We start from the raw sequence: 22,905 nt of genomic DNA, 5'->3' as shown, positions 1-22,905 counted from the left end.
TGCCGACCGACAACCGGCCACAAGACAGAGTGCCACGAACCGTGGACATTCGTATCCCCCTCGAGGCTGACCTTCGCTGACAGCGAACCCGACCGCGCGCGGATCAGGGATTTCTGCACGCGGGCGAACAAGTGGGCACCCTGAGCAGCGCGCCTTTTGTGTCCTCACATTGATACAACTTGTGATAGACATATGGCACAAATAAGAACGGATCTCGTATGCCTGCTCACATCGCATCTCTGCTCGACCCGGCCCAGTGGGCGGGCGCCCTCCTGTCGCTGCCGTTGGTCTCGCTGGTCCTGGCGGCGATCATCGCGGTCGGGATCGCCGTCTCGCCCCGATGGGCGGCGCGGAGGCGGAGCCGCGTCCGACTCGCCCCGTCGGCGGCCGCCGCCGTATCCGTCCGCTACGCGCCCGAGCACGTCACGCTCGGCATCGCGGCGATCGCCGTGATCGTGATCTTCGTCGCCGAGAACCTGGTCACCGGGTACGTCCTGGGCATGTTCGGTGTGAGCCTCAACGGCGTCGTCTCCTGGTGGCGATACGCGACGCCGGTGTTCACCGCATCCGTCGGGATCGCCGTGCTGCTGGCCATGATCTCGACGCGAGGCAGCACCCCTCCCGAGCGTCCGATTGTCGCCGCGCGCCGGACCTGGCTGACCTTCAGCTCCCGGGCGGCAGGGGTGGGCACGGCCCTCGCCCTTCTCGCGCTCACGACGATCACCCTGCTCGCCGGACTCGCGTCGTCGAACCTCAACGGCGGCCCGTACGTCTACCTCGAGATCGACGTCCCCAACGAGACCATCGACCCGATCCGGCCCTGGTTCTACGGATGGGCGTACGGCGTCCCCGTCCTGATCTGCACCGTCGCCCTCGTCGCCGTCGTCGTGGCGGCACTGCACGCGAACGCTGCCCGTGCGTTTCTCCGCCCGGAGACGGTCGTCGCCGAGCAGCGTGAGCGTCGCGACATCGCGAGTGGGATCACCCGGCTCACGGCATCCGCAGCCCTGCTCGCCCTGGCGGGAGCGCTCCGGTTCATCGCCGACGCGGGCACGGCCGCCGGCCTCACGGTCATGGGCGATGGCCGCAGCGACACCTACGACGTCTTCTGGCGATACGGAGAGCTCGCCGCCATCGGCGGATGGGTGGCACCGGTGCTCGAGATCACGGCGTTCGTGCTCCTGTTCCTCGTGACCGCGCACCTCGCGTACGGCGCCGAGTCCACCGCTCCCGCCCCGCGCGTCGCCGAGTCGAGGGCCGCGCAGTGACCCCGAGCCCGAAGCTGTCGCCGGCCGATGAGGCGAATCCGGCTCTCGACATCTACCGACAGCTGCGTGGCCTGATCGTGTCGGGACAGCTCGGCGCCGGCGAACGGCTGCCGACCGTGCGCCAGACCGCGAGCGATCTGGGCGTGGCTCCCGGCACGGCTGCGCGCGCCTACAAGATGCTCGAGGCCGAGGGACTCGTGGTCTCGCGTACCGCGGCGGGCACGCGGGTCGCCGAGACGGCGGGGGTGCTTCCGGCAGCCGTCATCCGGCGCATTCGCGAACTGGTCGAGGAGGCCGCATCCGTCGATGCCGATCCGGACGACGTGGTCGACGTGCTCCGGTCGATCTGGCAGACGCGTTCGCACCCCGAGCCCGCCGCGGACGACGGAACGTAGACCCTGCGGCCGGATCTGGCGCGCTCCACGGTCCACCTGTCGGGAGCTTCGGCCGGGAACCCCCGGAGACGGGCCGATCCGCCCGATAGGCGTGCATTCTCCCGACAGGTGTGCGGGCGAACCGCAGGCGACTCAGAACAGGGGCGACTGCGGCACGTAGTCCCGCGCGGGGGCACCGGCATCCGGGGCGAGCTCCGCCAGGGTCGGCGGGTCCCATTTCGGGTTGCGGTCCTTGTCCACCAGCTGCGCCCTGATGCCCTCGACGAGGTCGGGATGCTCGTTCACGAACCACAGCACCCGTCGGTACTCGCCCTCGAGTGCCGCGCGCAGGCCCGGCATCTCCCTCGCCTCGCGCACGGCGTCGAGGGTCACGGTGAGTCCGGTCGGTGCGAGCCCCTCCAGGAGATCGGCGGTGGCGACGGCATCCGTAGCCCCCTGGGCGCGCAGACGCTCGACGATCTCGGTCACGGTCGGCGCGGAGAACGCCTCGTCGATCCACTCCCGCGACGCCGGGAGCTCGGTGGGCTCGGGCGTCTCGTCGAAGAGCAGCACGATCTCGCTGGGTCCGGTCGGGTCGGCGCGGAAGGCGAGCGCCTCGCTCAGCGCCTCCAGCCGGTCCGACGGCACGAAGTGGTCGGCGAATCCGAGGTACACGGCATCCGCGCCGTTCATCGTCGATCCGGTGAGTCCGAAGTACTCGCCGAAACGTCCGGGCGCCCGTCCGAGGAGCCAGGTGCCACCCACATCGGGCGTGAAGCCGATGCGGGTCTCGGGCATCGCCAGCTTCGATCGCTCGGTGACGATGCGGATGGCGGCGTGACCGGCGAGCCCGATGCCGCCGCCCATGGTGATGCCGTCCGCGAAGGCGACGACGGGCTTCGGGTACTCGGCGATCATCGCGTTCAGGGCATACTCGGCGCGGAAGAACTCGGCGGTCCGCTCGGCCTGACCCGCCACGATCTGCGCGTGCAGCGCGCGCACGTCGCCACCGGCGCACATGCCGCGCTCCCCCGCGCCGTCGATCAGCACGATCTGCACATCGGTGTCGTCGCGCCAGGCATTCAGGGTCTCGGTCAGGATGCCGATCATCTCCGCGTCGAGAGCGTTGATCGCCTCCGGACGGTTGAGCGTGAGCCGCCCGAGCGCCCCTTCGGTGCGGACGAGGACACGGGAGGCAGCCTGAGAATCGGTCACGCGTGCCAGGCTACCGTCTTCCCCAAGGGCGGTATTCCGCGCGAAATGCGGGATCCGACAGGCTTTTCCGGCAGGATAGGGAGGAACTGTTCAACGCGACGAGAGGTCACGATGCCTGAAGGACAGGTGCTGGAGTTCACGCACGTGACGAAGCGCTTCAATGAGGTGACCGCCGTCTCGGACTTCTCCGCGCGCGTCGAGCCGGGTGCTGTCACCGCCTTCCTCGGCCCTAACGGTGCCGGCAAGACCACCACGCTGCGCATCCTGCTGGGCCAGGTGCGCGCCACGTCCGGAACCGCGACGATCGGCGGCACGGCATACAGCGAGCTCCGTCAGCCGCTGCGCACGATCGGCGCCGTCCTCGAAGAGACGGTCTACCGCCCGCGGCGCACCGCCGAACGACAGCTGACGATCGCCGCCAAGGCTAACGGCGTCCCGCTGGCGCGCGTGGGCGAGGTCCTCTCCCTGGTCGGTCTCGACGGCGAGGGCGACTCGCGGATCGGCGGATTCTCGCTCGGCATGCGCCAGCGGCTCAGCGTCGCGCACGCGCTTCTCGGCGATCCGGGCGCACTGGTCTTCGACGAGCCGGCCAACGGGCTGGATCCGGAGGGGATCCGCTGGATGCGGCTGCTGATGCGCCGCCTTGCGGACGAAGGGCGCACGGTGCTCGTGTCGTCGCACGTCCTCAGCGAGGTGGAGCAGGTCGCCGACAACGTGCTCGTGCTGTCGAAGGGTCAGCTCGTGCTGGCCAGCGGCATCGAGACCCTGGCCGATCCGAAGGGCGGCTCGGTCATCGTCGACGCCGCGGATCGCGATGCGCTCAGCGCCGCGCTCGCCGCAGCCGGATTCGACATCGAGGTGCTGCGCTCCGGCCTGACCGTCCGCGGAGGCGACGCCGGCACCGTGGGCGCAGTGGCCGCCGACGCGGGCATCGCTCTGAGCACGCTCGTGCAGCGCGGACCGACGCTGGAAGACGTCTTCATCGACCTGATGCGCGGCGGCAGGCACGCGCCGCCCGCCTATCCGGCCCCGGCACAGGCGCCGATCGCTCCGCCCGTGGCCGCCGAGGCCCTGGCCGCAGACGCCACCCTCCCGCCGAACGAATCCGTGGTCGCGATCCCCGTCGCCGCAGCGGCTGCCTGGGCGGCCGAGGCCGCCTCCGCTCCTGCCGATGAGGCGGTGGCAGACGATCTCGCCGCCGTGGGCACCGCCCGCGCCGACAGCGGCTCTGAGGACGAGGCCGGGGATGCGCTCGTCGCCGACGAGACCGCACCGATCGAGGAAGTTGCCGCCGAGGAAGCCCCGACCGAGGAAGCCCCCGCCGAGGAAGCTCCCGCCGAAGAAGCTCCCGCGGAGAGCGAGACCGAGGCCGCCGCCGAAGAGACCGAATCCTCGGAGACGCACGACGATGCGCAGGATGCCGTCGTTCCGGGCGATGAGCCCCCGGCACGGTCCTTCGACGAGATCCTGTTCGGGTCGGCGGCGCCGGTGGCGGCCGACGCACCGACGTCCGCCGAAGAGCCGCGCCACAGCGTCGCCGAGATCTTCGAGACATCGGACGACGAGCACGCCACGGACGACGCGGCCACGGACGACGCAGCCACGGACGACGCGTCCGCGGACCAGCCTGCCGACGTCGATGACGCCGCGGAATCCGCGTCGGGCGCGCCCGAAGGCTCCGACGACGTGAGCGCCGTCGACAGCCCGTCTGAAGACGAAGACGCGTCGCCGCGCGGCGGGGATGCGTCGGACGACGAGCACACCGAGGCCGAGCACGCGGGAGTCGAGATCTTCGCCGACCTCGAGGACACGTCCGCGTCCGATGCGGATGACGACGGGTCGGACATCGACGCCTCGGACCTCGACTCGTCGGAGCGGCCGGAGGCTGCCGACGAGGACCCGCGATCCGCTGCCGTCAGCTCGATGCTGGCCGCGGCTGCACGCGCGTACTACGAGGACGAACCGAAGGATTACCCCCTCAGCCCGGAATCCGGCGAGTCGTCAGACGACGCCTCGTCCGAGAGCGCCCACGGGAGCGTCGCCTCCACCGGCGTCATCGACACCGTGCCGCTGGGCGCGTCGGATGAGGCGCACGCCGACGAGTCCGGCACGGAGGAGGCTCCCGCTGAGGAAGCGGAATCCGACGGCGTCGAGGCGTCCAACTCCGACGACCAGTCGGGCAGCGACGACACGAACGGCGAGCACCACGAGGGTGACGAGCACCACGAGCACCACCACGACGGTGACGAGAACCACGAGCACCACCACGATGGCGAGAACCATCACGGTTGAGCCTCGGCGCCGATGAGAACCGAGAACGCCCTCCCGACCCATGGTCGCGGAGGGCGTTCTTCTGTCCGATCGGCGGTGGCCGCGGCCGGCGTCAGGCGGGTCGGGGCCGGATGACCGGCCGACGGCTGCCCTTGGGGACGGCGGTGGGCGAGGTCGCCACGATCTCTTCGACGTCAGCCGGCTCCGTCGACACGTCGAGGCGAAGCGCCTGAGTCAGAGCGAGTCCGTGGCGCGTGGTCAGGATCAGGCGACCGTACTGCTCGTCGCCCTCCAGGTCGATCACGACGCTCGGACGACGTTTGCGGATCAGCACGAAGTCCAGGCTGCCCGCCGCCTTCCAGCTGCCCGCGGCGAGGATACCGGGGATGTGCGTGCCGGGGTTCGGGACGCCCCGCAACCAGGTCCATGCATCATCCGTGAGCTGGACCTTGGTGATGGTGTCGCGCGCGATCCGGATGTTGTCGCGGTGGAAGGTGGCGGCACGTTCGAGCGGAGAGAGCACGACTTCGAGTTGCGTCTGGTCCAGCAGCAACGTCACCATGCACTCAGTCTGCCAGCGCGGCCCTGCCAGTTGTCTGGAAGTTGCTCACAGGAACGCAACGATCCCTTGTCGATTGCCACCACTCGTCGGGGTTCTCTGCCCCGATCGCCGCAATCGGGTCAGGGGCGCGCAGCTGCCGCGGCGGCGGCCGCAGCCGGGAGAGCCGCCTCGATGAGCTGGAGCTCCTGTTCGCCGTGGGCGGCCGTGAGGAACCAGGCCTCGAAGACACTCGGCGGGAGAGCGACGCCCTGCTCCCGCAGGGAGTGGAAGAAGGGAGCGTAGCGGAACGACTCCTGCGCCTGAGCCTCGGCATAGTTCCTCGGCTCGGACGCCCGGAACGACGCACTGAACAGGTTCCCGGCGCGGGCCACGGCGTGCGTGACTCCGGCCGACGTCAGCGCGGCATCGAGGGCCGTCGACACCCGGGCGGATGCGGCATCCACCGCGGCGTACACCTCGGGGGTCGCGAGTCGCAGCGTCGCGAGGCCCGCCGCGACGGACAGCGGGTTCCCGGAAAGGGTTCCCGCCTGGTAGACCGGGCCGAGAGGTGCGAGCAGGTCCATGACCTCGGCGCGGCCGCCGAGCGCGGCTAGCGGCATGCCTCCGCCGACGACCTTGCCGAACGTGAAGATGTCGGGCAGGTAGTCCTCGCCCGCTGCGGCCTGCAGACCCCAGAAGCCCGCCGGGTGCACCCGGAAACCGGTGAGCACCTCGTCGAGGATCATCAGGGCGCCGTGCGCGTGGGCCGTCTCGGCGATCAGACGGTTGAAGCCCGGCAGCGGAGGGACGACTCCCATGTTCGCCGCCGACGCCTCGACGATCACCGCGGCGATGCGCGGGCCGTGCTCGGCGAACACCGCAGCCAGCGCCTCGGGGTCGTTGTACCCGATCACCAGGGTCTGCGCGGCGATCGGCGCGGGGACACCGGCCGAGCCGGGCAGCGCCAACGTCGCGACACCGGAACCGGCCTCCGCGAGAAGCCCGTCGGAGTGGCCGTGGTAGTGCCCGGCGAACTTCACGAGCAGGTCGCGGCCGGTCGCGCCGCGCGCGAGACGGATCGCCGTCATGGTCGCCTCGGTGCCGGTGGACACCAGGCGCACGCGTTCGATGGGACGGATCTCACCGAAGCGGACCCGGTCGGCGATGAGCGCCGCGAGCTCGACCTCGCCCTCGGTCGGAGCGCCGAAGGACAGCCCTCGGGCCGCGGCCTCCTGCACCGCCGCGACGATCTCCGGGTGCGCGTGCCCGAGAAGAGCGGGCCCCCAGGAGGCCACGAGGTCGACGTACTCGCGCCCCGCGGCATCCGTGACGGTGGCGCCCTTCGCCGAAGCCAGGAACCGCGGCGTCCCGCCCACCGAGCCGTAGGCGCGCACCGGCGAGTTGACCCCGCCGGGGATCACCGCGCGGGCAGCGGAGAACAGGTCGTCATTGCGGTCGGTCATGAGAACTCCTCGGAGATATCAGTCGCGCAGCCAGCCAGCGGCCTCGGTCGCCCAGTACGTCAGCACGGCATCGGCACCCGCACGGCGGATGGAGAGCAGGGACTCGAGCACGGCCGCGCGGCGATCGATCCAGCCGTTCGCGCCGGCGGCCTCGATCATGGCGTACTCGCCGGACACCTGGTAAGCCCACACCGGGATGCTCACGGTGTCGCGCACCTCGCGCAGCACGTCGAGGAAGGCCATCGCCGGCTTCACCATGACGATGTCGGCGCCCTCGGCCTCGTCGACGACGGCCTCGCGGACGCCCTCGCGCCGGTTGCCCGGATCGAGTTGATACGTGCGACGGTCGCCCTGCAACTGAGAATCCACGGCCTCGCGGAAGGGGCCGTAGAACGCGCTCGCGTATTTGGCGGCGTAGGCGAGGAGGAGCGTGTCGGTGAAGCCCTCGGCATTGAGAGCCGCACGGATCACCGCGACCTGGCCGTCCATCATCCCCGAGAGCCCGAGCAGCTGCGATCCGGCGCGAGCCTGGGCCAGAGCCATCGAGGCATAGCGCTCGAGCGTCGCGTCGTTGTCGACCGAGCCGTCGGCCGCGAGCACGCCGCAGTGGCCGTGGTCGGTGAATTCGTCGAGACACAGGTCGGTCTGCACGACGAGCGCATCTCCGACCTCGGCGGCCAGCGCCTCGGTCGCGAGGTTGAGGATGCCGCGCGGATCGTCGGCCCCGGATCCGCGCGCGTCGCGCACCGCGGGGACGCCGAACAGCATCACGCCGCCGACGCCCGCCTCGGCCGCCTCGACCGCAGCCGAGCGGAGGGAGTCGATGGAGTGCTGGGCGATCCCGGGCATCGAGCCGATCTGCACCGGCTCCTCGATGCCCTCGCGGACGAACATGGGCAGGACGAGCTGCCGTGGCTGCAGCGAGGTCTCGCGCACGAGATCGCGCACGGCCCTCGACTGACGCAGTCGCCTCAGTCGGACGTCGGGGTAGCTCACGGCGCGAACTCGTCGGCCGCGTGCGGAAGCGTGAAGTGCGAGACGGCGTCGATCAGCGCATCGACGGTCTGCCGGTCGGCGACCACCGACACCGGAAGGCCCGCGCGCTGCGCATCCTTCGCGGTCCGCGGTCCGATCGCGGCGAGCAGCGTCTCATCGGGGATCTCCGGGAACTGCTCGCGCACCTGCTCGGCGACGGAGCCGCTGGTGATGAGGATCGCGTTGATCCGGCCGTTCTCGACGTCTCGGCGGATGCGCTCGGTGACCGGGACGCCGACCGTGCGATAGGCGACGACGCTCGCGACCTCGTGCCCGGCCTTCGCGAGCTGCTTGCTCAGCACCGGCTTCGCGATCTCGCTGCGCAGGGCCAGGATGCGACGCGGTTCGGTCTCGAGCGCGATCAACTGCTGCGCCATGCCCTCGGCCGAGTTGTCCTGCTCCGGCACCAGCGCGACCTCATAGCCGACGGCCTGCAGCGCGGCGGCGGTCGTCTCTCCGACGGCGGCGATCTTGGTCGTGCGGGGGACGACAGCGCGGTGCGCGAAGAGCACGTCGACCGTCGTGGCGCTGGTGATCGTGAGCCAGTCGAAGGATCCGGCCGCCAGTTCCGCCAGAGCGGCATCGAGCGCCGCCTGGTCGGTCGTCGGGGCGAAGTTGATGAGCGGCGCGACGACAGGCACGGCTCCCTGTGCACGCAGGCTCGCGGCGACGCCGTCGCCCCACGGCCCGCCACGCGGCACGAGAATGCGCCAGCCGTCCAGCGGTCGGTCCTGCTTGATTTCGGAAGTGGTCATGAGGGTTTATTGCTCTCGGGGTACGAGGCCGGCCGCCCCTTGATCGAGCAGCCGACGGGCAACAGTGAACCCGAACTCGCGCGCTGCGTGCATCGGGTCTGCACCATCGGCAGCATCCGCTCCATTGCCACTGCCGTTCCGACGAATATACTCCCCGTTCAGGTCTTCGGTGACGTCGAGGCCGATCCGGCGCCCGCCGTCGGCGGCGTAGACGACGGTCCTGACGCGGATCGATGACCCGTCGACCACGGCGTGAGCGGCCATCGGCGCCTGGCATCCCGCGTCGAGTCCTTCGAGGATCGCGCGCTCCACCGTGATGGCCAGCCGGGTGTCCTGATCGTCGAGACCGGCGAGTGCCGTGAGGAGCTCTTCCGGCGCATCCTCCCGCGTCTCGACCGCGAGGGAGCCCTGCCCCGGCGCAGTCGGCCACTCGGCGAGACCGAGCTCCTCGCGACGCAGCGGGGACTCCGCCCCGAGCCTCGAGAGCCCTGCCGCAGCGAGGATCACGGCATCCAGTTCCCCGGATGCGACCCGCGCCAGCCGGGAGTCGACGTTCCCACGGATGTCGACGACTTCGGCACCCGGCGCCCGGCGATGAACCTGGGCGATGCGGCGCGGCGAGCCCGTGCCGACCGTGCTGCCCGAGCGCAGCTCATGCAGCGGGATGCCGTCGCGAGTGAGCACGACATCACGCGGATCCTCCCGCTTCGGGGTCGCGGCGATCACGAGCCCGTCGGGGATCGCCGTCGGCAGATCCTTCAGGGAGTGCACGAGGAAGTCGCACTCCCCCGCGAGGAGGGCCTCGCGAAGGCGCGTGGCGAAGATGCCCTGGCCGCCGATCTCGGAGAGGGAGGCGCGGTTGGTGTCGCCCTCACTGGTGATCGGGACGAGCTCGACCCGGCGACCCGAGAGCTGCTCGAGGGCCGTGGCGACGTGACCGGACTGCGCCTGCGCGAGCGCGCTGCGGCGGGTGCCCAGACGGATGGGGGTAGTCATGTCGTTTACTGCAGCACGTCCGTGATCTCGTCGAACCGGAGTCTGCGCCCCGTGTAGAAGGGCACCTCCTCCTTCACGTACAGGCGAGCGTCGGTGTACCGGAGGTCGCGCATCAGGTCGACGAGGTCGGTGAGCTCATCGGCTTCGAGCGGCAGCAGCCACTCGTAGTCGCCGAGCGCGAACGAGGCGACCGTGTTGGCGAGCACGCCGGTGAACGCGGCACCCTTGCGACCGTGGTCGGCGAGCATCTTGCGACGCTCCTCCTCGGGGGCGAGGTACCACTCGGGCGTGCGCACGAACGGGTACAGGCACAGCCAGTCCTTGGGTTCGACCCCGCGGAGGAAGCCGGGCACGTGCGCGCGGTTGAACTCGGCGTCGCGGTGCACACCCATGACGTTCCACACCGGGAGGAGCGGACGGAGCAGCTCGGTGCGGCGCAGACGACGCAGCGCCTTCTGGAGCTCTTCGGCGGTCTCGCCGTGCAGCCACACCATGAGGTCGGCGTCGGCCTTGAGGCCCGAGACGTCGTAGAAACCGCGGACGGTCACGCCGGAGTCCTCGATGTACGCGACGATCGTCTCGAGCTCGGTCGACTCGGTCTCCGTCACGGGAACGTCGGGGTTTCGTCGCCAGACGGCCCAGAGGGTGAAGCCGGACGGGTTCTCATCGCGCTCTTCGGACATCATGCTCCCCAGTCTGCCTCGTTTGCGCAGGAGCCGCTAATCACCCCGACCGGGGAATCAGCGGCATCCTGGAATGCCGTCGTCAGCGCGCGATGGCGCGCGCGATCGCCCAGACCGCGCCCCCCACGACGGCCGCGATGCCGACGGTCGCGGCGATCGCGCCGAGCGGATTGCGGTCGGCGAAGACCCGGGCCTTCGCCGCAGCGCGCGTCGACGCCTTCTCGACGCGGCGCGGGATGTTGCCCTTGACCTCGATGGCGGCCAGCGCGGCCTTCAGCTCGGCTCGAGCGGAGGTCACCGGGTCGACGATGCCTGCGGGGACGACGGTGCGCGGCAGGGAGTCAGAATTCGTCATCGCCGGCCTCCTTCACGAGTCGGATGTCTTCGGCCACGGCCTGCGCCGGATTCTGACGGCGGAGGACCTTGCGGAACTTCAGGATGCCGAGCAGCGCGAACAGCGCCACCGCGAGGATCAGGATGCCGAACACGACGATCGCCGACAGCCATACCGGCCACCAGGACGACAACCCCGCGATCGCGAAGACCAGGATCACCGGCACGGCCCAGAACAGGAAGAACAGCGCGACGACGAACCACACGGATCCGATGCCGGCATCCTTCGAGGTGCGGGAGACCCACGCCTTGGCGGCGTCGATCTCGGCCTTGACCAGATTCGTGACGAGTTCCGGCAGATCCCCGAGGAGGGTCAGCAGGCTGTCGTCGGCACGATCTCGGTATCCGCGGGGCATGTCAGGCGCCGGTCTTCTTGGGTGTGGACTTGGAGGCAGCGGACGTGGAGGTGCCCGACTTGGAGGCGGGCTTGCTCGTCTTGGCGGACTCCTTCGCGGCCTCGACAGCCTCCTCGGTAGCCTCGGCCAGGTCTTCCGCCGCCTCGCGGCCGGTGGCGATGGCGGAGTCGAGGCGCTGCCCAGGGGTGCCGTTGCCGGAGACCGACTTGGCCACCTTCACGACGCCGGTCCAGAGGGCGCCCGGCACGGCCGCAGCCTTGTCGCCGACGAAGCCCTTGACCTTGGACACCTGCTCCTGCACGGGATCGAGCTCCCACACCTTCAGCCACTGCGTCTTGATCTGCTCATAGCGCTCACGTCCGGCACGGGTGCCGAGGACGTAGCCCACGCCGAGTCCGACGACGAGTCCGATCTTCCCCTTCATGGGGTCTCCTCACCTAGTTCCGGTTGTCCGGCCTGCTTCGCCCGGCTTGGATGGCCCGCAGGCTTCCGCTCCCCGCGACCAGGCTCCCAGCGTAGCCCCGTATGCCGATTTCGGCATCTATGGGTCAGAGGGTTGACACGGAGCGCGGACTCACTCCCACAACAGGGCGCGTCGCAGACGGTCAGCTTCGTCGCGCGCATCCGGGATGACCTGCGCCAGGCCCGTGCCGGCGAGCCAGGCGCCGACCGCCGCGATGCCCGGAACAGCCCGCACCGCCGCGCGCGCGGCCGTGCGACGCTCGCCCGAACCGATGATCGATGCCGGCTGCGACTGCACGAAACGACCGCGATGCGAGGCGATCACGCTGTCGGGGGCGAGTGCGACCCCGAGCATCGTGGCGGCTTCGGTCCGGGCCAGATCGGCGGCCGCCTCGTCGCTCAGCTCGGCCGTCGCAGCGGGCTCCCCCTGCGCCCCGAACGACACCCGGACGAGGTGTCGCCGACCTGCCGCTTCCCGCACCCAGGCCCACTTCGCGGTCGAGTGCGTGAGCGCCTTGGCCGTGTGACTGCTCGGAACCGTGAGCACACCGGTGCCGCGCGGTGCGGCATCGAGCACGGGGGCGTCGAGCAGGAGGGTGACGATCTCGATCTCGGGAGAGGATGCGGCCTCGGCGTGCTTCAGCGCCGGGACAGCGGCGGTGAGGAGCGAGCGAGCGGCGGCCTCGGGAGTGGCGACGATGACGGCGTCGGCGGCGATCTCCTCGATCACGGGCTCGACCGCCTCGGCCGCGTGCAGCTCGGCGACCACCGGATCGGTCTCGCCCACCGGACCCGGGGTGATCGCGGGCGCAGCCTCGGTCTCGACGCCCCAGCCCTTCGCCGTCTTCCGGATGCTCCGTACCCGCGCACCGGTGCGCACCTCGGCGCCCAGGCGGGTCAGGTCGTCGGCCAGCGCATCGACGAGCCCGCTCATGCCGCCGGTCAGCCCCTCGACCGCAGCGCCGGGAGTCTTCGCGGCGGCCTGGGCGTCTGCGGCCTTCGCCGCTGCATCGTCCCGAAGAGACTGCACGGCACCCGACAGCGAGCCGACGCGGGTGAGCGCCGCATTGAGACCGGGAGCCGCGATGTCGATGTCGACGTCGTCGGGTGATGCGGAGTAGACGCCGGTGGTCACGGGAGCGACGAGGCGGTCCCGCACCTTCGATCCCATCCGCGAGGAGACCAGCTTCCCCAGGCTCAGCTGGTGGCCGATCGTGAGCGGAGGACGCACCCGGTCGAGGTAGGCGCGCCAGACGCCGGACCAGCCGAGGATGCGGCGGACGTCGTCCTGGAACGGGTTGGCGGGGATGCCGAGGATGCCGCCGACGGGCAGGGGTGCAGCACCCACGCCCGGGATGCCGGCCAGCCATGCCCCGCCCGGCCGAGGCGCGACGATACGGTCGGCGAGTCCCAGTTCTTCGACCAGCGCGCGCACCAGGCCGCCCCTGGTCGCGTAGCTCTCGGCGCCGGCGTCCACGACGACTCCGTCGAGCTCGGCCCGGCGGATCGCACCGCCCAGTTCGTCTGCGGCCTCGAGCAGCGTCACCCGCATGCCGACCTTGGCGCACTCCCGCGCGGCGACGAGGCCGCCGATACCGCCGCCGATGACGACGACGTGCTTATCGGCCGCGCGAGCAGCGAGGTCGGACGGCTCGGCGGAAGACGGCTCAGAAGAAGACGGCTCAGAGGTCATGCGGTCAATTCTCCCGTCAGACGGTGTGCGCCAGCTCGACGATGCGGGTGAGCTGGTCGGGGTCGGTCTCGGGCGGGACACCGTGGCCGAGGTTGAGGATGTGCGCTCGGGCCGCGCGGCCACGCTCGATCACGTCGCGCACGTGCGCCTCCAGCACCGGCCACGGAGCGAAGAGCAGGGCGGGATCGATGTTGCCCTGCACCGTTACGTCCGGTCCGAGGATCGCGGCGGCCTCGTCGAGCGGCAGACGCCAGTCGACCCCGACGCCGTCGGCGATGCCGTCGAGGCGCATGTCGGCGAGGAACGGCCCCGTGCCGACACCGAAGTGGATCGTCGGCAGCCCGATGCCCTCGAGCGCCGCGCGGGAGTGCGGGGCGACGAAGGCGCGGTAGTCGGCGGTGCTCAGCGAGCCGGCCCAGCTGTCGAAGAGCTGCACGACCGATGCTCCGGCATCGCGCTGCGTCTCGAGGAAGCGGCGCGAGACCTGCGCGAGCCATCCGGCGAGACGGTTCCACGAGTCGGGGTCGGAGTGCATCATCGCCCGTGCCCGCAGGTGCTCCTTGGAAGGGCCGCCCTCGACGAGGTACGCGGCGAGAGTGAAGGGAGCGCCCGCGAAGCCGATCAGCGGGGTGTCGCCGAGCTCCGCCGTGACGAGGCGCACAGCCTCGGCGATCGCCGTGCCGTCGAGGCCGTCGGGATCGATGGCCGTGATGCGGTCGACGTCGGATGCGGTGCGCACCGGGTTCGCGAACACCGGTCCGCGTCCCGGCTCGATCTCGACGTCGACGCCGGCCAGGCGCAACGGGATGACGATGTCGCTGAAGAACACGGCCGCGTCGACACCGTGGCGGCGGACGGGCTGCAGCGTGATCTCGGCGGCGAGGTCGGGAGTGAGGCAGGCGTCGAGCATCCGCGTGCCGACTCGCAGGTCGCGGTACTCCGGGAGCGACCTTCCGGCCTGCCGCATGAACCACACCGGAGCGTGGGCGGGGCGGGAGCCTGCGAGGGCGCGCAGGAGTGGAGCGTCGGAGAGGGCCATGCCTCCATCCTCCCATTCCGCCCTTGTGGGGCCGCCGAGTTCGCCCGGTCGAATCCGGGCGCCACGCACTCCGGTACAATCGATCTGTGCTGCTGTGTGTCACGGCGAGTCACAAGACCGCCTCCTTCGAACTGCTCGAACGCCTGAGCCGCACCCCCGACGACGTCGCTCCCACCATCGTGGGCATGACGCCGTGCGTGCAGGGTGCCGTGGTCCTCGCGACGTGCAACCGGTTCGAGGCGTACGTGGAAATGGAAGAACCGCTCACCGCGGCCGGCGCCATCGGCGTCGAAGCGGTCATCGAGGCGGTCGAATCCGCCACCGGCATCCCCGCCACCGAACTCGACGGCGCCTACACCGTGCACTCGGGGCGCCGCGTCGCCGAGCACCTCTTCTCCGTCGCCTCCGGCCTCGAATCCGTCGTCTCGGGCGAGGGCGAGATCGCCGGACAGGTGCGCCGCGCATTGAAGTCCGCCCGCAAGGACGGCACCACCTCGCCCGAGCTCGAGCGCCTCTTCCAGCGCGCCAGCCAGGCGCAGCGCAAGGTCAAGAACGTCACAGCCCTCGGGCGCGCCGGCCGCTCCCTCGTGCGCCTCGCGCTGGAACTCGCCGACAGCCGCATCGCCGACTGGTCCGCCGAGCGCGTGCTGCTGGTCGGCACCGGCGCCTACGCCGCTGTCACCCTCGCCACACTCCGTGAGCGCGGTGCCGTCGACATCTCCGTGTACTCGCCCTCCGGCCGCGCGGCCGTGTTCGCCGCGAAGCACGGCATCCGTCCGGTCGCCGCCGACGAGTACGCACGGACCGCCGCGCACTCGAGCCTGCTGATCACCTGCACCACTGCGACCGAGCCCGTGCTCGGCCCGGAGCACCTGCAGCTTCCGGTCGCTGCCGCCGCCGCGGGCTGCCCGGTCGGCGCTTCGACAGGCTCAGCGACCCACTCGAATCGGCTCGTGGTCGACCTCGGCATGCCCCGCAACGTCGACCCCGCCGTCGCCTCCCTCGAGGGCGTCGCCCTGCTCGACCTCGAGACCATCCGCCTGCACGCTCCGCTGGAGGAACTGCAGGCGACGGATGCTGCGCGCAGCGTCGTGCGCGAGGCCGCGGAGACCTTCCACGTGGTGGGTTCGCGTCAGAGCGTGACCCCGTCGGTCGTGGCCCTGCGCTCCCACATCTTCGAGCTGCTCGAGCGCGAGATCGATCGTGCGCGTGCGCGCGGCGACGAAGACGGCAAGGTGGAGCAGGCTCTGCGTCACCTCTCGGGCGTGCTCCTGCACACCCCGACCGTGCGCGCCCACGAGCTGGCCGCCGCCGGCCGCGCCGACGAGTTCACCGCCGCTCTGGCCGCCCTGTACGGCATCGCGCCCGAGGCCGCCGCGGACGACGCCGCCACCGCCTGACCCTCTCGCACTTCCTTCGGCCTTCCGCAGTTCCCTCGGCCTTTTCACGCCCATACGGCCGAAGCACGTGCGAATGGCCGTGCGAAGCGTGGCCCCTGGCACGAAGCGCCTTCCGCGGCCTTCTGCAGTTCCCTCGGCCGTTTCACACCGATACGGCCGAAGCACGTGCAAATGGCCGTGCGAATGGCCGCCGGCCCCGTGCCACGTGCGGCCGTCGACCGCGGGGTGCGAAACTGGGTCCATGGCCCTTCACATCACCGGAGACACCGCCGCCGACGCCCTCCTGACCGATAATCCGCTCGCACTTCTGGTGGGGATGCTGCTCGACCAGCAGGTCCCGATGGAGACCGCGTTCGCCGGTCCGCTCAAGATCGAGCAGCGCACCGGAGCGGCGGATGCGGCGGCGATCGCCGGCATGGCCCCCGACGAGTTCCTCGAGGCCTTCAAACAGACCCCCGCCGTGCACCGGTTCCCGGGCTCGATGGCGACGCGCGTGCAAACGCTGTGCCAGACCCTCGTCGACGACTGGGGCGGTGACGCCGCCGCCCTCTGGACCGAGGGAGACCCGGACGGACCCGAGGTGCTGAAGCGGCTGAAGGCCCTTCCCGGATTCGGCGAGCAGAAGGCGAGGATCTTCCTCGCCCTCCTCGGCAAGCAGTACGGTTTCACGGGCGAAGGCTGGCGTGAGGCCGCAGGCGCATACGGTGAGGACGGCTCGTACCGCAGCGTCGCCGACATCGTCTCGCCCGATTCGCTCACGAAGGTGCGCGAGCACAAGAAGGCCATGAAGGCCGCGGCGAAGGCTCCGAAATGAAGCCCACCGGGGATGACGTCGCGGGCCTCATCGCCCGCTCCTCCCCTGCCGTCCGCCGCCGGGATGCCGAGACGCTGACCGCGCTCATGCAGGAGATCACCGGTCGCGAGCCGCAGACCTGGGGCACGATCATCGGCTTCGGCTCGTGCCACTACCGCTACCCGACCGGCACCGAGGGCGACAGCGGGCTGCTCGGCTTCGCACCCCGCAAGGCTGCTACCACGATCTACCTGTTCGACGGCGTCGATGCCCACAGCGAGGCACTGGCGGAACTCGGCCCGCACACCACGGGCGTCGGATGCCTGTACATCAAGGACCTGGAGCAGGTGGACCTCGACGTGCTGCGCGGCATCCTCGAACGCTCGCTGGCCTGGGTCGAAGCGGGCGGCACCCCCGAGGTGCAGCTCACCGTCACGGGCTGACACCCAGCAGACTGCCGAGCCACCCCCTTCGCATCGAGCCGCCCCCATACGTGCGCACGTATGGGGGCGGGTCGGCCGTAAGAGGGCGGGTCGGCTCGTGGCCGGAGATCAGGCCCGCGAGAAGAACGCGCGGATGTCGGCGGCCAGCACATCCGGACGCTCCAGGGCGGCGAAATGCCCGCCCTCGTCGAAGCGACTCCAGTGCACGATGTTCGAGTTGTCGCGCTCGGCGAAGACCCGGATCGTCTGGAAGTCGTCGGCGAACACAGCAACCCCCGTCCGTGCGGCGTTGATCCGCGGCTCTGCGCCCTCTGCCGCGGCATCCGCCCTGGCGTTCTCCAGGTAGCTGCGGCTCATTCCGGAGGCCGCGTTCGCGAACCAGTTCACGCTGACCTCGAGCAGGATCGACTCGAGCGGCACGAGCGAGGTGCCGTTGCCGAACGAGTTGAACAGCTCGCTGTAGGCGAGCAGCCCGACCGGGGAATCGCTGATCCCGACCGACACCGTCTGCGGGCGCGAGGCGTTCATCGCGTTGTAGCCGCCGACCGACTGGAACCACTGCATGTGCTCGAGGCCGGCGTAGTCGGCGGGCTCGAGCTTCTCGAACTCCGCCGGGTCCCCCGAGGGGAAGGAGAACAGCTGCAGCACGTGGAGTCCGAGGAAGCCCGCCGGCTCGAGCAGTCCCACCTCACGGGCCACCATCGCGCCGTTGTCGGAGCCGTGGATGCCGTAGCTCTCGTAGCCGAGTCCGCGCATGAGGCGGTCATAGGCGGCGGCGACCCGAGCGACCGTCCACCCCGTCGAGGCCAGGGGCTGCGAGAAGCCGTAGCCCGGAGCATCCGGGATCACGACGTCGAAGGCGTCTTCGGCACGACCGCCGTGCGCCACCGGGTCGACGAGCCGGTCGATCAGGTCGAGGTAGTCGACCGAGGAGCCGGGATAGGTGTGTGCGAGCAGCAGCGGCGTCGCTCCCTCGTGGGTCGAGCGCACGTGTATGAAGTGGATCGTCTGCCCGTCGATCTCGGTGGTGAAGTGCGGGACCGCATTGATGCGCTCCTCGGCCGCGGTCCAGTCGAAGTCGCGCCACGCGGCGACGGCCTCGCGGAGGTACGAGTTGGGGGTGCCGGCATCCCAATCATCCGTCGGCGCGGGCTGCGGAAGGCGGGTACGGGCGAGGCGATCCTGGAGATCGGCGACCTCGGCGGTGGAGACCGAGACGGTGAAGGGGCGGAAGGCGAGCGTCGTGTTTTCCATATCTCGAAGGTATGCGGCCATTAGGTTGGATATGTTCCTAATGAGAGCGACATTCTCGAGGAGTTCCGATGGCCGATCCGACCGCTCGCCTGCTCGCGTTGCTGGCCCTCCTGCAGACCGGTTCCGAGCGCTCCGGAAGCGACCTCGCCGCCCGCCTCGGCGTCTCCTCGCGGACCGTGCGGCACGACATCGAGCGGCTCCGCGACCTGGGCTACCCGGTCGACGCCACCCGAGGATCCGTCGGCGGCTACCGGCTCGGTGCGGGAGGCAAGCTGCCCCCGCTGCTCCTCGACGATGAAGAAGCGGTGGCCGTCACCGTCGGGCTGCGCGCAGCGGCCGGCATATCCGGCGTCGCCGAATCGGGCGCGAGGGCCCTCGCCAAGCTCGAGCAGGTGCTGCCTTCGCACCTGCGCCCGACGGTCGACGCCCTCCGCTCGAGCGTCGACCGAGCCCCGGAGAACAACGACACCGACGCCCCGGATCCCGAGGTCGACGCCGCGGCGCTGCAGGCCATCGCGAGCGCGATCCGCAACGCGGAGTGGCTGCGATTCGATTACGACGGTGCCCCCGTGCTGGTCGAGCCGTACCGGCTGCTCACCTGGGTGCGCCGCTGGTACCTCGTGGCCCGCGACCCGCAGACCGACGAGTGGGGCACGTACCGCGTCGACTGGATGGAGCTGCGGATGCCGACGCATCGGCGCTTCGACCCGCAGCCCCTACCCGGAGGCGATTACACGGCATTCGCGATGCGGACCATCGCGGTGAGCGGCTGGAAGGTGCATGCCCGACTCCGGATCGAGGCGCCGGCCTCGGCCGTGCTCGACCGGATCCACGCCGCGGTCGGCGTGGTCGAACCGGTCGACGACGAGCACTGCATCCTCGTCACCGGCGCCGACAGTCTCGACACCGTGGCCGCCTACATCGGGATGCTGATGATGGACTTCACCGTCGAGAGCCCACCCGAGCTGCTTCCGCGCCTGCAGCTGCTCTCCGAGCGGTATGCGCGGGCGGTCGCCGGGTCGACGGCGCACGCGTAGCCTCACGCTTCTCCATCGACGCGACCGCCGTCGACACGGATCTCCTTCGCACCGCGACTCCGGGCGCCGCTGATCCACCGCCGGTCGTGGGTGACCGTCACGACCGCACCGGGGTGCTCGTCGACCGCCGCCTCGAGCTGCTCGACGAGCTCGGGCGACAGGTGGTTCGACGGCTCGTCGAGCATCAGCACGTCTCCCGGGTCGGCGAGCACCACGGCGAGATCGAGACGGCGGCGCTGCCCGACCGAGAGCGCCCGCATCTCGCGGTCGAGGTCGTCCTCCACGAAGAGCCCGAAGCGCAGCAGCGTCTCCGCGGCGTCGTGCGGGTGCACTCCCGACAACCGGGCGAAGACCTCCGAGAGAGTACCGGGCCGAGGCGGGGAGACCTCCTGACGCAGCCACGAGACGCGAATGCCGTCGCGCAGCGCGACCGAACCGCGATCCGCCGTCCGCTCCCCCGCGAGAAGCCGCAGCAGGGTCGTCTTGCCCGCGCCGTTGGGTCCCGTCACGAGCCAGCGCGCGCCTGCCGACAGACTCAGCCGCTCGATGCGCAACGCCGGCTGGAGCACCTCGACGCCATCCACGGCGATCAACGGCTGCGTGGACCCGGTGGCCTCCAGCGTTTCCGCATGGAGGTCCACGGCCAGACGCAGCGGTTCGGGTGCCGGCGGACAAGGGTCGGCGCGGAGCCGTGCGATCCGTTCCTTCGCCATCCGGATGCGTCCCATCGCCCCGTGGTCGCGGCTGCGGGCGCGGAAGGCACCGTGACCGAACCCGTCGAGTTCGAGCTTGCGCGGAATCGCGTCCAGCCGGAACGCGTTGGTCGCGACGAGGGCCTCCTGGCGTGCGAGTTCCGCCTTCCACGCCTCGTGACGCTCGGCCATCCGCTGCCGCTCCACGGCTCTCGCCGTGAGGTAGCCGCGGTAGCCGTCGCCGTAGCGCCGCAGCCCACCGCCCTCCACGAGCACGATGTCGCTCGCGAATCGGTCGAGGAAGGCGCGATCGTGCGTGACGACGACGAGAGCACCGCGATGGGTCCGGATACGATCCTCCAGCCAGACGAGGGCATCCTCGTCGAGGTCGTTCGTCGGCTCGTCGAGAAGAAGCAGTTCCGCCTCCGACGACAGCGCTGCGGCGAGCGCGACGCGGGCCCGTTCACCACCGGACAGCGAGGCGAACGGGCGGTCACGTCGGAGCGCACCGAGGCCGAGTTGATCGAGAGCCGCATCCACGCGTCGATCGACGTCGTAGCCGCCTCGAGCCTCGAAGTGCTCGAGCAGCCGTTCGAGGCGGACGAGGACGGACGCGCGTTCGGCATCCTCCGCGTCGGCGAGCCGCTCGTAGCCGGTTTGAATCTCGCGCTCGATCGCTCTCAGCTCGTCGAGGAAGGCGTCGAGGGCCTCCGTGACGGTCGAACCCTCCGGAGCGCGCGGATCCTGCGCAGCATGCGCGACACCGCCGGGGATCGAGAGCTGCGCTTCGCCGCCGGTCGGCGTGAGCACGCCCGCCAGCAGGTCGAGCAGGGTCGACTTGCCCGCACCGTTGTCTCCGACGATCGCGAGCCGGTCGCGCGGACCCACGACGAGATCGACGCGATCGAGCACGATCCGATCGGCGAAGCGCACGGTCGCGCAGCGGAGCTCGCAGACCCGGTGGGCGGACGAGCGGGAAGGCAGGGGGCGGACAGATGCTACGGGGAGTACAGGGAACATGAGGTCTCCTCTCCGCGACGCCGAGGAGCATCGCGGGACGGCACATCAATCGGATGCGCTCTGAACACGGACCTCGAGCACGCCATGCAGACGACGCGCTCGCTCAGGACCCACCGCGGAGAGGACTCGACGCGGCGTCCCGATCTATCGGATCAGAGTACCCACGGGCGGAGACATTACCAGCCACCCGTTCCTGGATGCAAGAGACCCCGCCGGCCTGTAAGAGGCCGACGGGGTCCGGATGCTACGTGCTCAGGCGCCGCGCAGGCGCTCCGCGAGATACGCGTGCAAGCCGTCGATCGAGACGCGCTCCTGCGCCATGGTGTCGCGGTCGCGCACCGTGACGGCACGGTCGTCGAGCGAGTCGAAGTCGACCGTGACGCAGAACGGGGTGCCGATCTCGTCCTGACGACGGTAGCGGCGACCGATCGCACCCGCGTCGTCGAAGTCGACGGCCCAGGAGCCGCGGAGCGCGTCGGCGACCTCGCGGGCGAGGGGCGACAGCTTCTCGTTGCGCGACAGCGGCAGCACCGCGGCCTTGACCGGGGCGAGGCGCGGGTCGAGCCGCAGCACGGTGCGCACGTCGGTGCCGCCCTTGGCGTTGGGCACCTGCTCCTCGACATAGGCGTCGACGAGGAAGGCCATCATCGCGCGGGTGAGGCCGAACGACGGCTCGATCACGTACGGGGTGTAGCGCTCGCCCGTCGCCTGGTCGAAGTACGTCAGGCTCTGGCCCGATGCCTCACTGTGGCTGGAGAGGTCGTAGTCGGTGCGGTTGGCGACACCCATGAGCTCGCCCCACTCCTTGCCCGCGAACCCGAACTTGTACTCGACGTCGATCGTGCCGGCCGAGTAGTGCGCGCGGTCGTCTTCCGGCACGTCGAACTGACGCATGTTCTCGGGGTCGATACCCAGGTCGATGAACCAGTTCCAGCAGGCCTCGACCCAGTGCTCGAACCACTCCTGCGCCTCGGCCGGCGGCGTGAAGAACTCGATCTCCATCTGCTCGAACTCGCGGGTGCGGAAGATGAAGTTGCCGGGGGTGATCTCGTTGCGGAACGCCTTGCCGACCTGGCCGATGCCGAACGGCGGCTTCTTGCGGCTCGCGGTGAGCACGTTCGAGAAGTTCACGAAGATGCCCTGCGCGGTCTCGGGGCGGAGGAAGTACAGGCCCGATTCGTCGTCGACGACGCCGAGGTACGTCTTCACCAGACCGGAGAACGCCTTGGGCTCGGTGTACTGGCCCTTGGTGCCGCAGTTGGGGCAGGGGATGTCGGCGAGGCCGTTCTCGGCCTTGCGACCCTTGCGCGCCTCGAAGTCCTCGATGAGGTTGTCGGCACGGAAGCGCTTGTGGCACTGCAGGCACTCCACCAGCGGGTCGGTGAAGGTGGCGACGTGACCCGATGCCTCCCACACGCGCTTGGGCAGGATGATGCTGGAGTCCAGGCCGACCATGTCGCCGCGGCCGCGCACGAACGTCTGCCACCACTGTCGGCGGATGTTCTCCTTGAGCTCCGTGCCGAGGGGCCCGTAATCCCAGGCCGATCGAGAACCGCCGTAGATCTCACCCGCTTGGAACACGAACCCGCGGTGGCGGGCGAGGGCGATGACCTTGTCGAGGCGGGACTGTTCGGCCATGGTGGCTCCAATGGTCGGATGCGGGAGGAAACCCGTGAACACGGGCACCTCATTCTATCCGTGGTTGCCGCGCGCTCCCTGGCC

22 protein-coding genes are annotated in these 22,905 nt (G+C 70.4%); 7 read left to right on the top strand and 15 right to left on the bottom strand.

Features of this window, described 5'->3' with window-relative positions:
- Positions 1-218 precede the first annotated feature (218 nt).
- Positions 219-1,268: a hypothetical protein gene (locus AC6CHX_RS09690; RefSeq protein WP_498272633.1), complete on the top strand. Its 1,050-nt coding sequence runs from the start codon at positions 219-221 to the stop codon at positions 1,266-1,268.
- Positions 1,265-1,663, top strand: coding sequence for a GntR family transcriptional regulator (locus AC6CHX_RS09685; protein ID WP_498272632.1), 399 nt, complete (start codon positions 1,265-1,267; stop codon positions 1,661-1,663). Before AC6CHX_RS09690 ends, AC6CHX_RS09685 begins: the two co-directional genes overlap by 4 nt.
- A 132-nt stretch (positions 1,664-1,795) precedes the next feature.
- On the opposite strand, the gene AC6CHX_RS09680 is transcribed toward AC6CHX_RS09685, so the two are convergent.
- Positions 1,796-2,857 (bottom strand): enoyl-CoA hydratase/isomerase family protein, encoded by a 1,062-nt coding sequence (locus AC6CHX_RS09680; RefSeq protein WP_498272631.1) that lies wholly within the window; start codon positions 2,855-2,857, stop codon positions 1,796-1,798.
- Positions 2,858-2,968: 111 nt separating this feature from the next.
- Between AC6CHX_RS09680 and AC6CHX_RS09675 the strand changes: the two genes are divergently transcribed.
- The gene (locus AC6CHX_RS09675) at positions 2,969-5,149 is read left to right on the top strand and encodes an ATP-binding cassette domain-containing protein (protein WP_498272630.1); all 2,181 of its coding nucleotides are present in this window, start codon (positions 2,969-2,971) and stop codon (positions 5,147-5,149) included.
- A 91-nt stretch (positions 5,150-5,240) separates the two neighbouring features.
- Here AC6CHX_RS09675 and AC6CHX_RS09670 read toward each other — a convergent pair whose 3' ends face one another.
- The 11 genes from AC6CHX_RS09670 to hemE form a co-directional block, all read right to left on the bottom strand.
- A complete protein-coding gene (locus tag AC6CHX_RS09670) occupies positions 5,241-5,690 on the bottom strand; it encodes a hypothetical protein (protein ID WP_498272629.1) in 450 nt (149 codons plus the stop codon).
- Positions 5,691-5,809: 119 nt separating this feature from the next.
- Complete coding sequence (gene hemL, locus AC6CHX_RS09665) at positions 5,810-7,132, bottom strand: glutamate-1-semialdehyde 2,1-aminomutase (RefSeq protein ID WP_498272628.1); 1,323 nt, start codon at positions 7,130-7,132, stop codon at positions 5,810-5,812.
- 18 nt (positions 7,133-7,150) lie between these two features.
- The gene (gene hemB, locus AC6CHX_RS09660; RefSeq protein ID WP_498272627.1) at positions 7,151-8,128 is read right to left on the bottom strand and encodes a porphobilinogen synthase; all 978 of its coding nucleotides are present in this window, start codon (positions 8,126-8,128) and stop codon (positions 7,151-7,153) included.
- A complete protein-coding gene (locus AC6CHX_RS09655; protein ID WP_136041258.1) occupies positions 8,125-8,922 on the bottom strand; it encodes a uroporphyrinogen-III synthase in 798 nt (265 codons plus the stop codon). Before AC6CHX_RS09655 ends, hemB begins: the two co-directional genes overlap by 4 nt.
- A 6-nt stretch (positions 8,923-8,928) precedes the next feature.
- Positions 8,929-9,918 (bottom strand): hydroxymethylbilane synthase, encoded by a 990-nt coding sequence (gene hemC / locus AC6CHX_RS09650; RefSeq protein ID WP_452326233.1) that lies wholly within the window; start codon positions 9,916-9,918, stop codon positions 8,929-8,931.
- Between the two features lie 5 nt (positions 9,919-9,923).
- Positions 9,924-10,604 carry a hydrogen peroxide-dependent heme synthase gene (gene hemQ / locus AC6CHX_RS09645; protein ID WP_498272626.1) on the bottom strand — a complete coding sequence of 227 codons (681 nt, stop codon included), beginning with the start codon at positions 10,602-10,604 and terminating at the stop codon, positions 9,924-9,926.
- Positions 10,605-10,683: 79 nt separating this feature from the next.
- Positions 10,684-10,956: a hypothetical protein gene (locus AC6CHX_RS09640; RefSeq protein WP_136041255.1), complete on the bottom strand. Its 273-nt coding sequence runs from the start codon at positions 10,954-10,956 to the stop codon at positions 10,684-10,686.
- Positions 10,943-11,350, bottom strand: a complete 408-nt coding sequence (locus AC6CHX_RS09635; RefSeq protein ID WP_136041254.1) for a phage holin family protein — start codon at positions 11,348-11,350, stop codon at positions 10,943-10,945. The genes AC6CHX_RS09640 and AC6CHX_RS09635 overlap by 14 nt, the downstream gene beginning before the upstream one ends.
- Position 11,351: 1 nt before the next feature.
- A complete protein-coding gene (locus AC6CHX_RS09630) occupies positions 11,352-11,774 on the bottom strand; it encodes a hypothetical protein (protein WP_136041253.1) in 423 nt (140 codons plus the stop codon).
- A gap of 150 nt (positions 11,775-11,924) precedes the next feature.
- Entirely contained in the window at positions 11,925-13,505 is a 1,581-nt protein-coding gene (locus AC6CHX_RS09625) for a protoporphyrinogen/coproporphyrinogen oxidase (RefSeq protein WP_498272625.1), read from the bottom strand.
- A gap of 16 nt (positions 13,506-13,521) precedes the next feature.
- Complete coding sequence (hemE, locus tag AC6CHX_RS09620) at positions 13,522-14,544, bottom strand: uroporphyrinogen decarboxylase (protein WP_498272624.1); 1,023 nt, start codon at positions 14,542-14,544, stop codon at positions 13,522-13,524.
- Between the two features lie 86 nt (positions 14,545-14,630).
- Here hemE and AC6CHX_RS09615 point away from each other — a divergent pair, with 86 nt between their 5' ends.
- The 3 genes from AC6CHX_RS09615 (at position 14,631) to AC6CHX_RS09605 (ending at position 17,180) form a co-directional block, all read left to right on the top strand.
- Positions 14,631-15,944 carry a glutamyl-tRNA reductase gene (locus tag AC6CHX_RS09615; protein WP_498272623.1) on the top strand — a complete coding sequence of 438 codons (1,314 nt, stop codon included), beginning with the start codon at positions 14,631-14,633 and terminating at the stop codon, positions 15,942-15,944.
- 241 nt (positions 15,945-16,185) lie between these two features.
- Positions 16,186-16,758 (top strand): HhH-GPD-type base excision DNA repair protein, encoded by a 573-nt coding sequence (locus AC6CHX_RS09610; RefSeq protein ID WP_498272622.1) that lies wholly within the window; start codon positions 16,186-16,188, stop codon positions 16,756-16,758.
- Entirely contained in the window at positions 16,755-17,180 is a 426-nt protein-coding gene (locus AC6CHX_RS09605) for a DUF1801 domain-containing protein (protein WP_136041248.1), read from the top strand. The genes AC6CHX_RS09610 and AC6CHX_RS09605 overlap by 4 nt, the downstream gene beginning before the upstream one ends.
- Positions 17,181-17,288: 108 nt before the next feature.
- Here AC6CHX_RS09605 and AC6CHX_RS09600 read toward each other — a convergent pair whose 3' ends face one another.
- Complete coding sequence (locus AC6CHX_RS09600) at positions 17,289-18,434, bottom strand: epoxide hydrolase family protein (RefSeq protein ID WP_498272621.1); 1,146 nt, start codon at positions 18,432-18,434, stop codon at positions 17,289-17,291.
- Positions 18,435-18,502: 68 nt separating this feature from the next.
- Here AC6CHX_RS09600 and AC6CHX_RS09595 point away from each other — a divergent pair, with 68 nt between their 5' ends.
- A complete protein-coding gene (locus AC6CHX_RS09595; protein WP_498272620.1) occupies positions 18,503-19,471 on the top strand; it encodes a helix-turn-helix transcriptional regulator in 969 nt (322 codons plus the stop codon).
- Between the two features lie 2 nt (positions 19,472-19,473).
- On the opposite strand, the gene AC6CHX_RS09590 is transcribed toward AC6CHX_RS09595, so the two are convergent.
- Positions 19,474-21,183, bottom strand: a complete 1,710-nt coding sequence (locus AC6CHX_RS09590; RefSeq protein WP_498272619.1) for an ABC-F family ATP-binding cassette domain-containing protein — start codon at positions 21,181-21,183, stop codon at positions 19,474-19,476.
- A gap of 252 nt (positions 21,184-21,435) precedes the next feature.
- The gene (locus AC6CHX_RS09585; RefSeq protein ID WP_498272618.1) at positions 21,436-22,821 is read right to left on the bottom strand and encodes a glycine--tRNA ligase; all 1,386 of its coding nucleotides are present in this window, start codon (positions 22,819-22,821) and stop codon (positions 21,436-21,438) included.
- Between the last annotated feature and the right edge of the window lie 84 nt (positions 22,822-22,905).

This window comes from Microbacterium sp. GQ128 (genome assembly GCF_059758615.1).
This window is presented reverse-complemented; position numbering and strand designations above follow the sequence as displayed.

Coding starts and splice junctions, on each gene's coding strand:
- AC6CHX_RS09690 (WP_498272633.1), top strand. CDS start 219: ATGCCTGCTCACATCGCATCTCTGCTCGACCCGGCCCAGTGGGCGGGC.
- AC6CHX_RS09675 (WP_498272630.1), top strand. CDS start 2,969: ATGCCTGAAGGACAGGTGCTGGAGTTCACGCACGTGACGAAGCGCTTC.
- AC6CHX_RS09670 (WP_498272629.1), bottom strand. CDS start 5,690: ATGGTGACGTTGCTGCTGGACCAGACGCAACTCGAAGTCGTGCTCTCT.
- hemL (WP_498272628.1), bottom strand. CDS start 7,132: ATGACCGACCGCAATGACGACCTGTTCTCCGCTGCCCGCGCGGTGATC.
- AC6CHX_RS09655 (WP_136041258.1), bottom strand. CDS start 8,922: ATGACCACTTCCGAAATCAAGCAGGACCGACCGCTGGACGGCTGGCGC.
- hemC (WP_452326233.1), bottom strand. CDS start 9,918: ATGACTACCCCCATCCGTCTGGGCACCCGCCGCAGCGCGCTCGCGCAG.
- hemQ (WP_498272626.1), bottom strand. CDS start 10,604: ATGATGTCCGAAGAGCGCGATGAGAACCCGTCCGGCTTCACCCTCTGG.
- AC6CHX_RS09640 (WP_136041255.1), bottom strand. CDS start 10,956: ATGACGAATTCTGACTCCCTGCCGCGCACCGTCGTCCCCGCAGGCATC.
- AC6CHX_RS09635 (WP_136041254.1), bottom strand. CDS start 11,350: ATGCCCCGCGGATACCGAGATCGTGCCGACGACAGCCTGCTGACCCTC.
- AC6CHX_RS09630 (WP_136041253.1), bottom strand. CDS start 11,774: ATGAAGGGGAAGATCGGACTCGTCGTCGGACTCGGCGTGGGCTACGTC.
- AC6CHX_RS09625 (WP_498272625.1), bottom strand. CDS start 13,505: ATGACCTCTGAGCCGTCTTCTTCTGAGCCGTCTTCCGCCGAGCCGTCC.
- hemE (WP_498272624.1), bottom strand. CDS start 14,544: ATGGCCCTCTCCGACGCTCCACTCCTGCGCGCCCTCGCAGGCTCCCGC.
- AC6CHX_RS09610 (WP_498272622.1), top strand. CDS start 16,186: ATGGCCCTTCACATCACCGGAGACACCGCCGCCGACGCCCTCCTGACC.
- AC6CHX_RS09605 (WP_136041248.1), top strand. CDS start 16,755: ATGAAGCCCACCGGGGATGACGTCGCGGGCCTCATCGCCCGCTCCTCC.
- AC6CHX_RS09600 (WP_498272621.1), bottom strand. CDS start 18,434: ATGGAAAACACGACGCTCGCCTTCCGCCCCTTCACCGTCTCGGTCTCC.
- AC6CHX_RS09595 (WP_498272620.1), top strand. CDS start 18,503: ATGGCCGATCCGACCGCTCGCCTGCTCGCGTTGCTGGCCCTCCTGCAG.
- AC6CHX_RS09590 (WP_498272619.1), bottom strand. CDS start 21,183: ATGTTCCCTGTACTCCCCGTAGCATCTGTCCGCCCCCTGCCTTCCCGC.
- AC6CHX_RS09585 (WP_498272618.1), bottom strand. CDS start 22,821: ATGGCCGAACAGTCCCGCCTCGACAAGGTCATCGCCCTCGCCCGCCAC.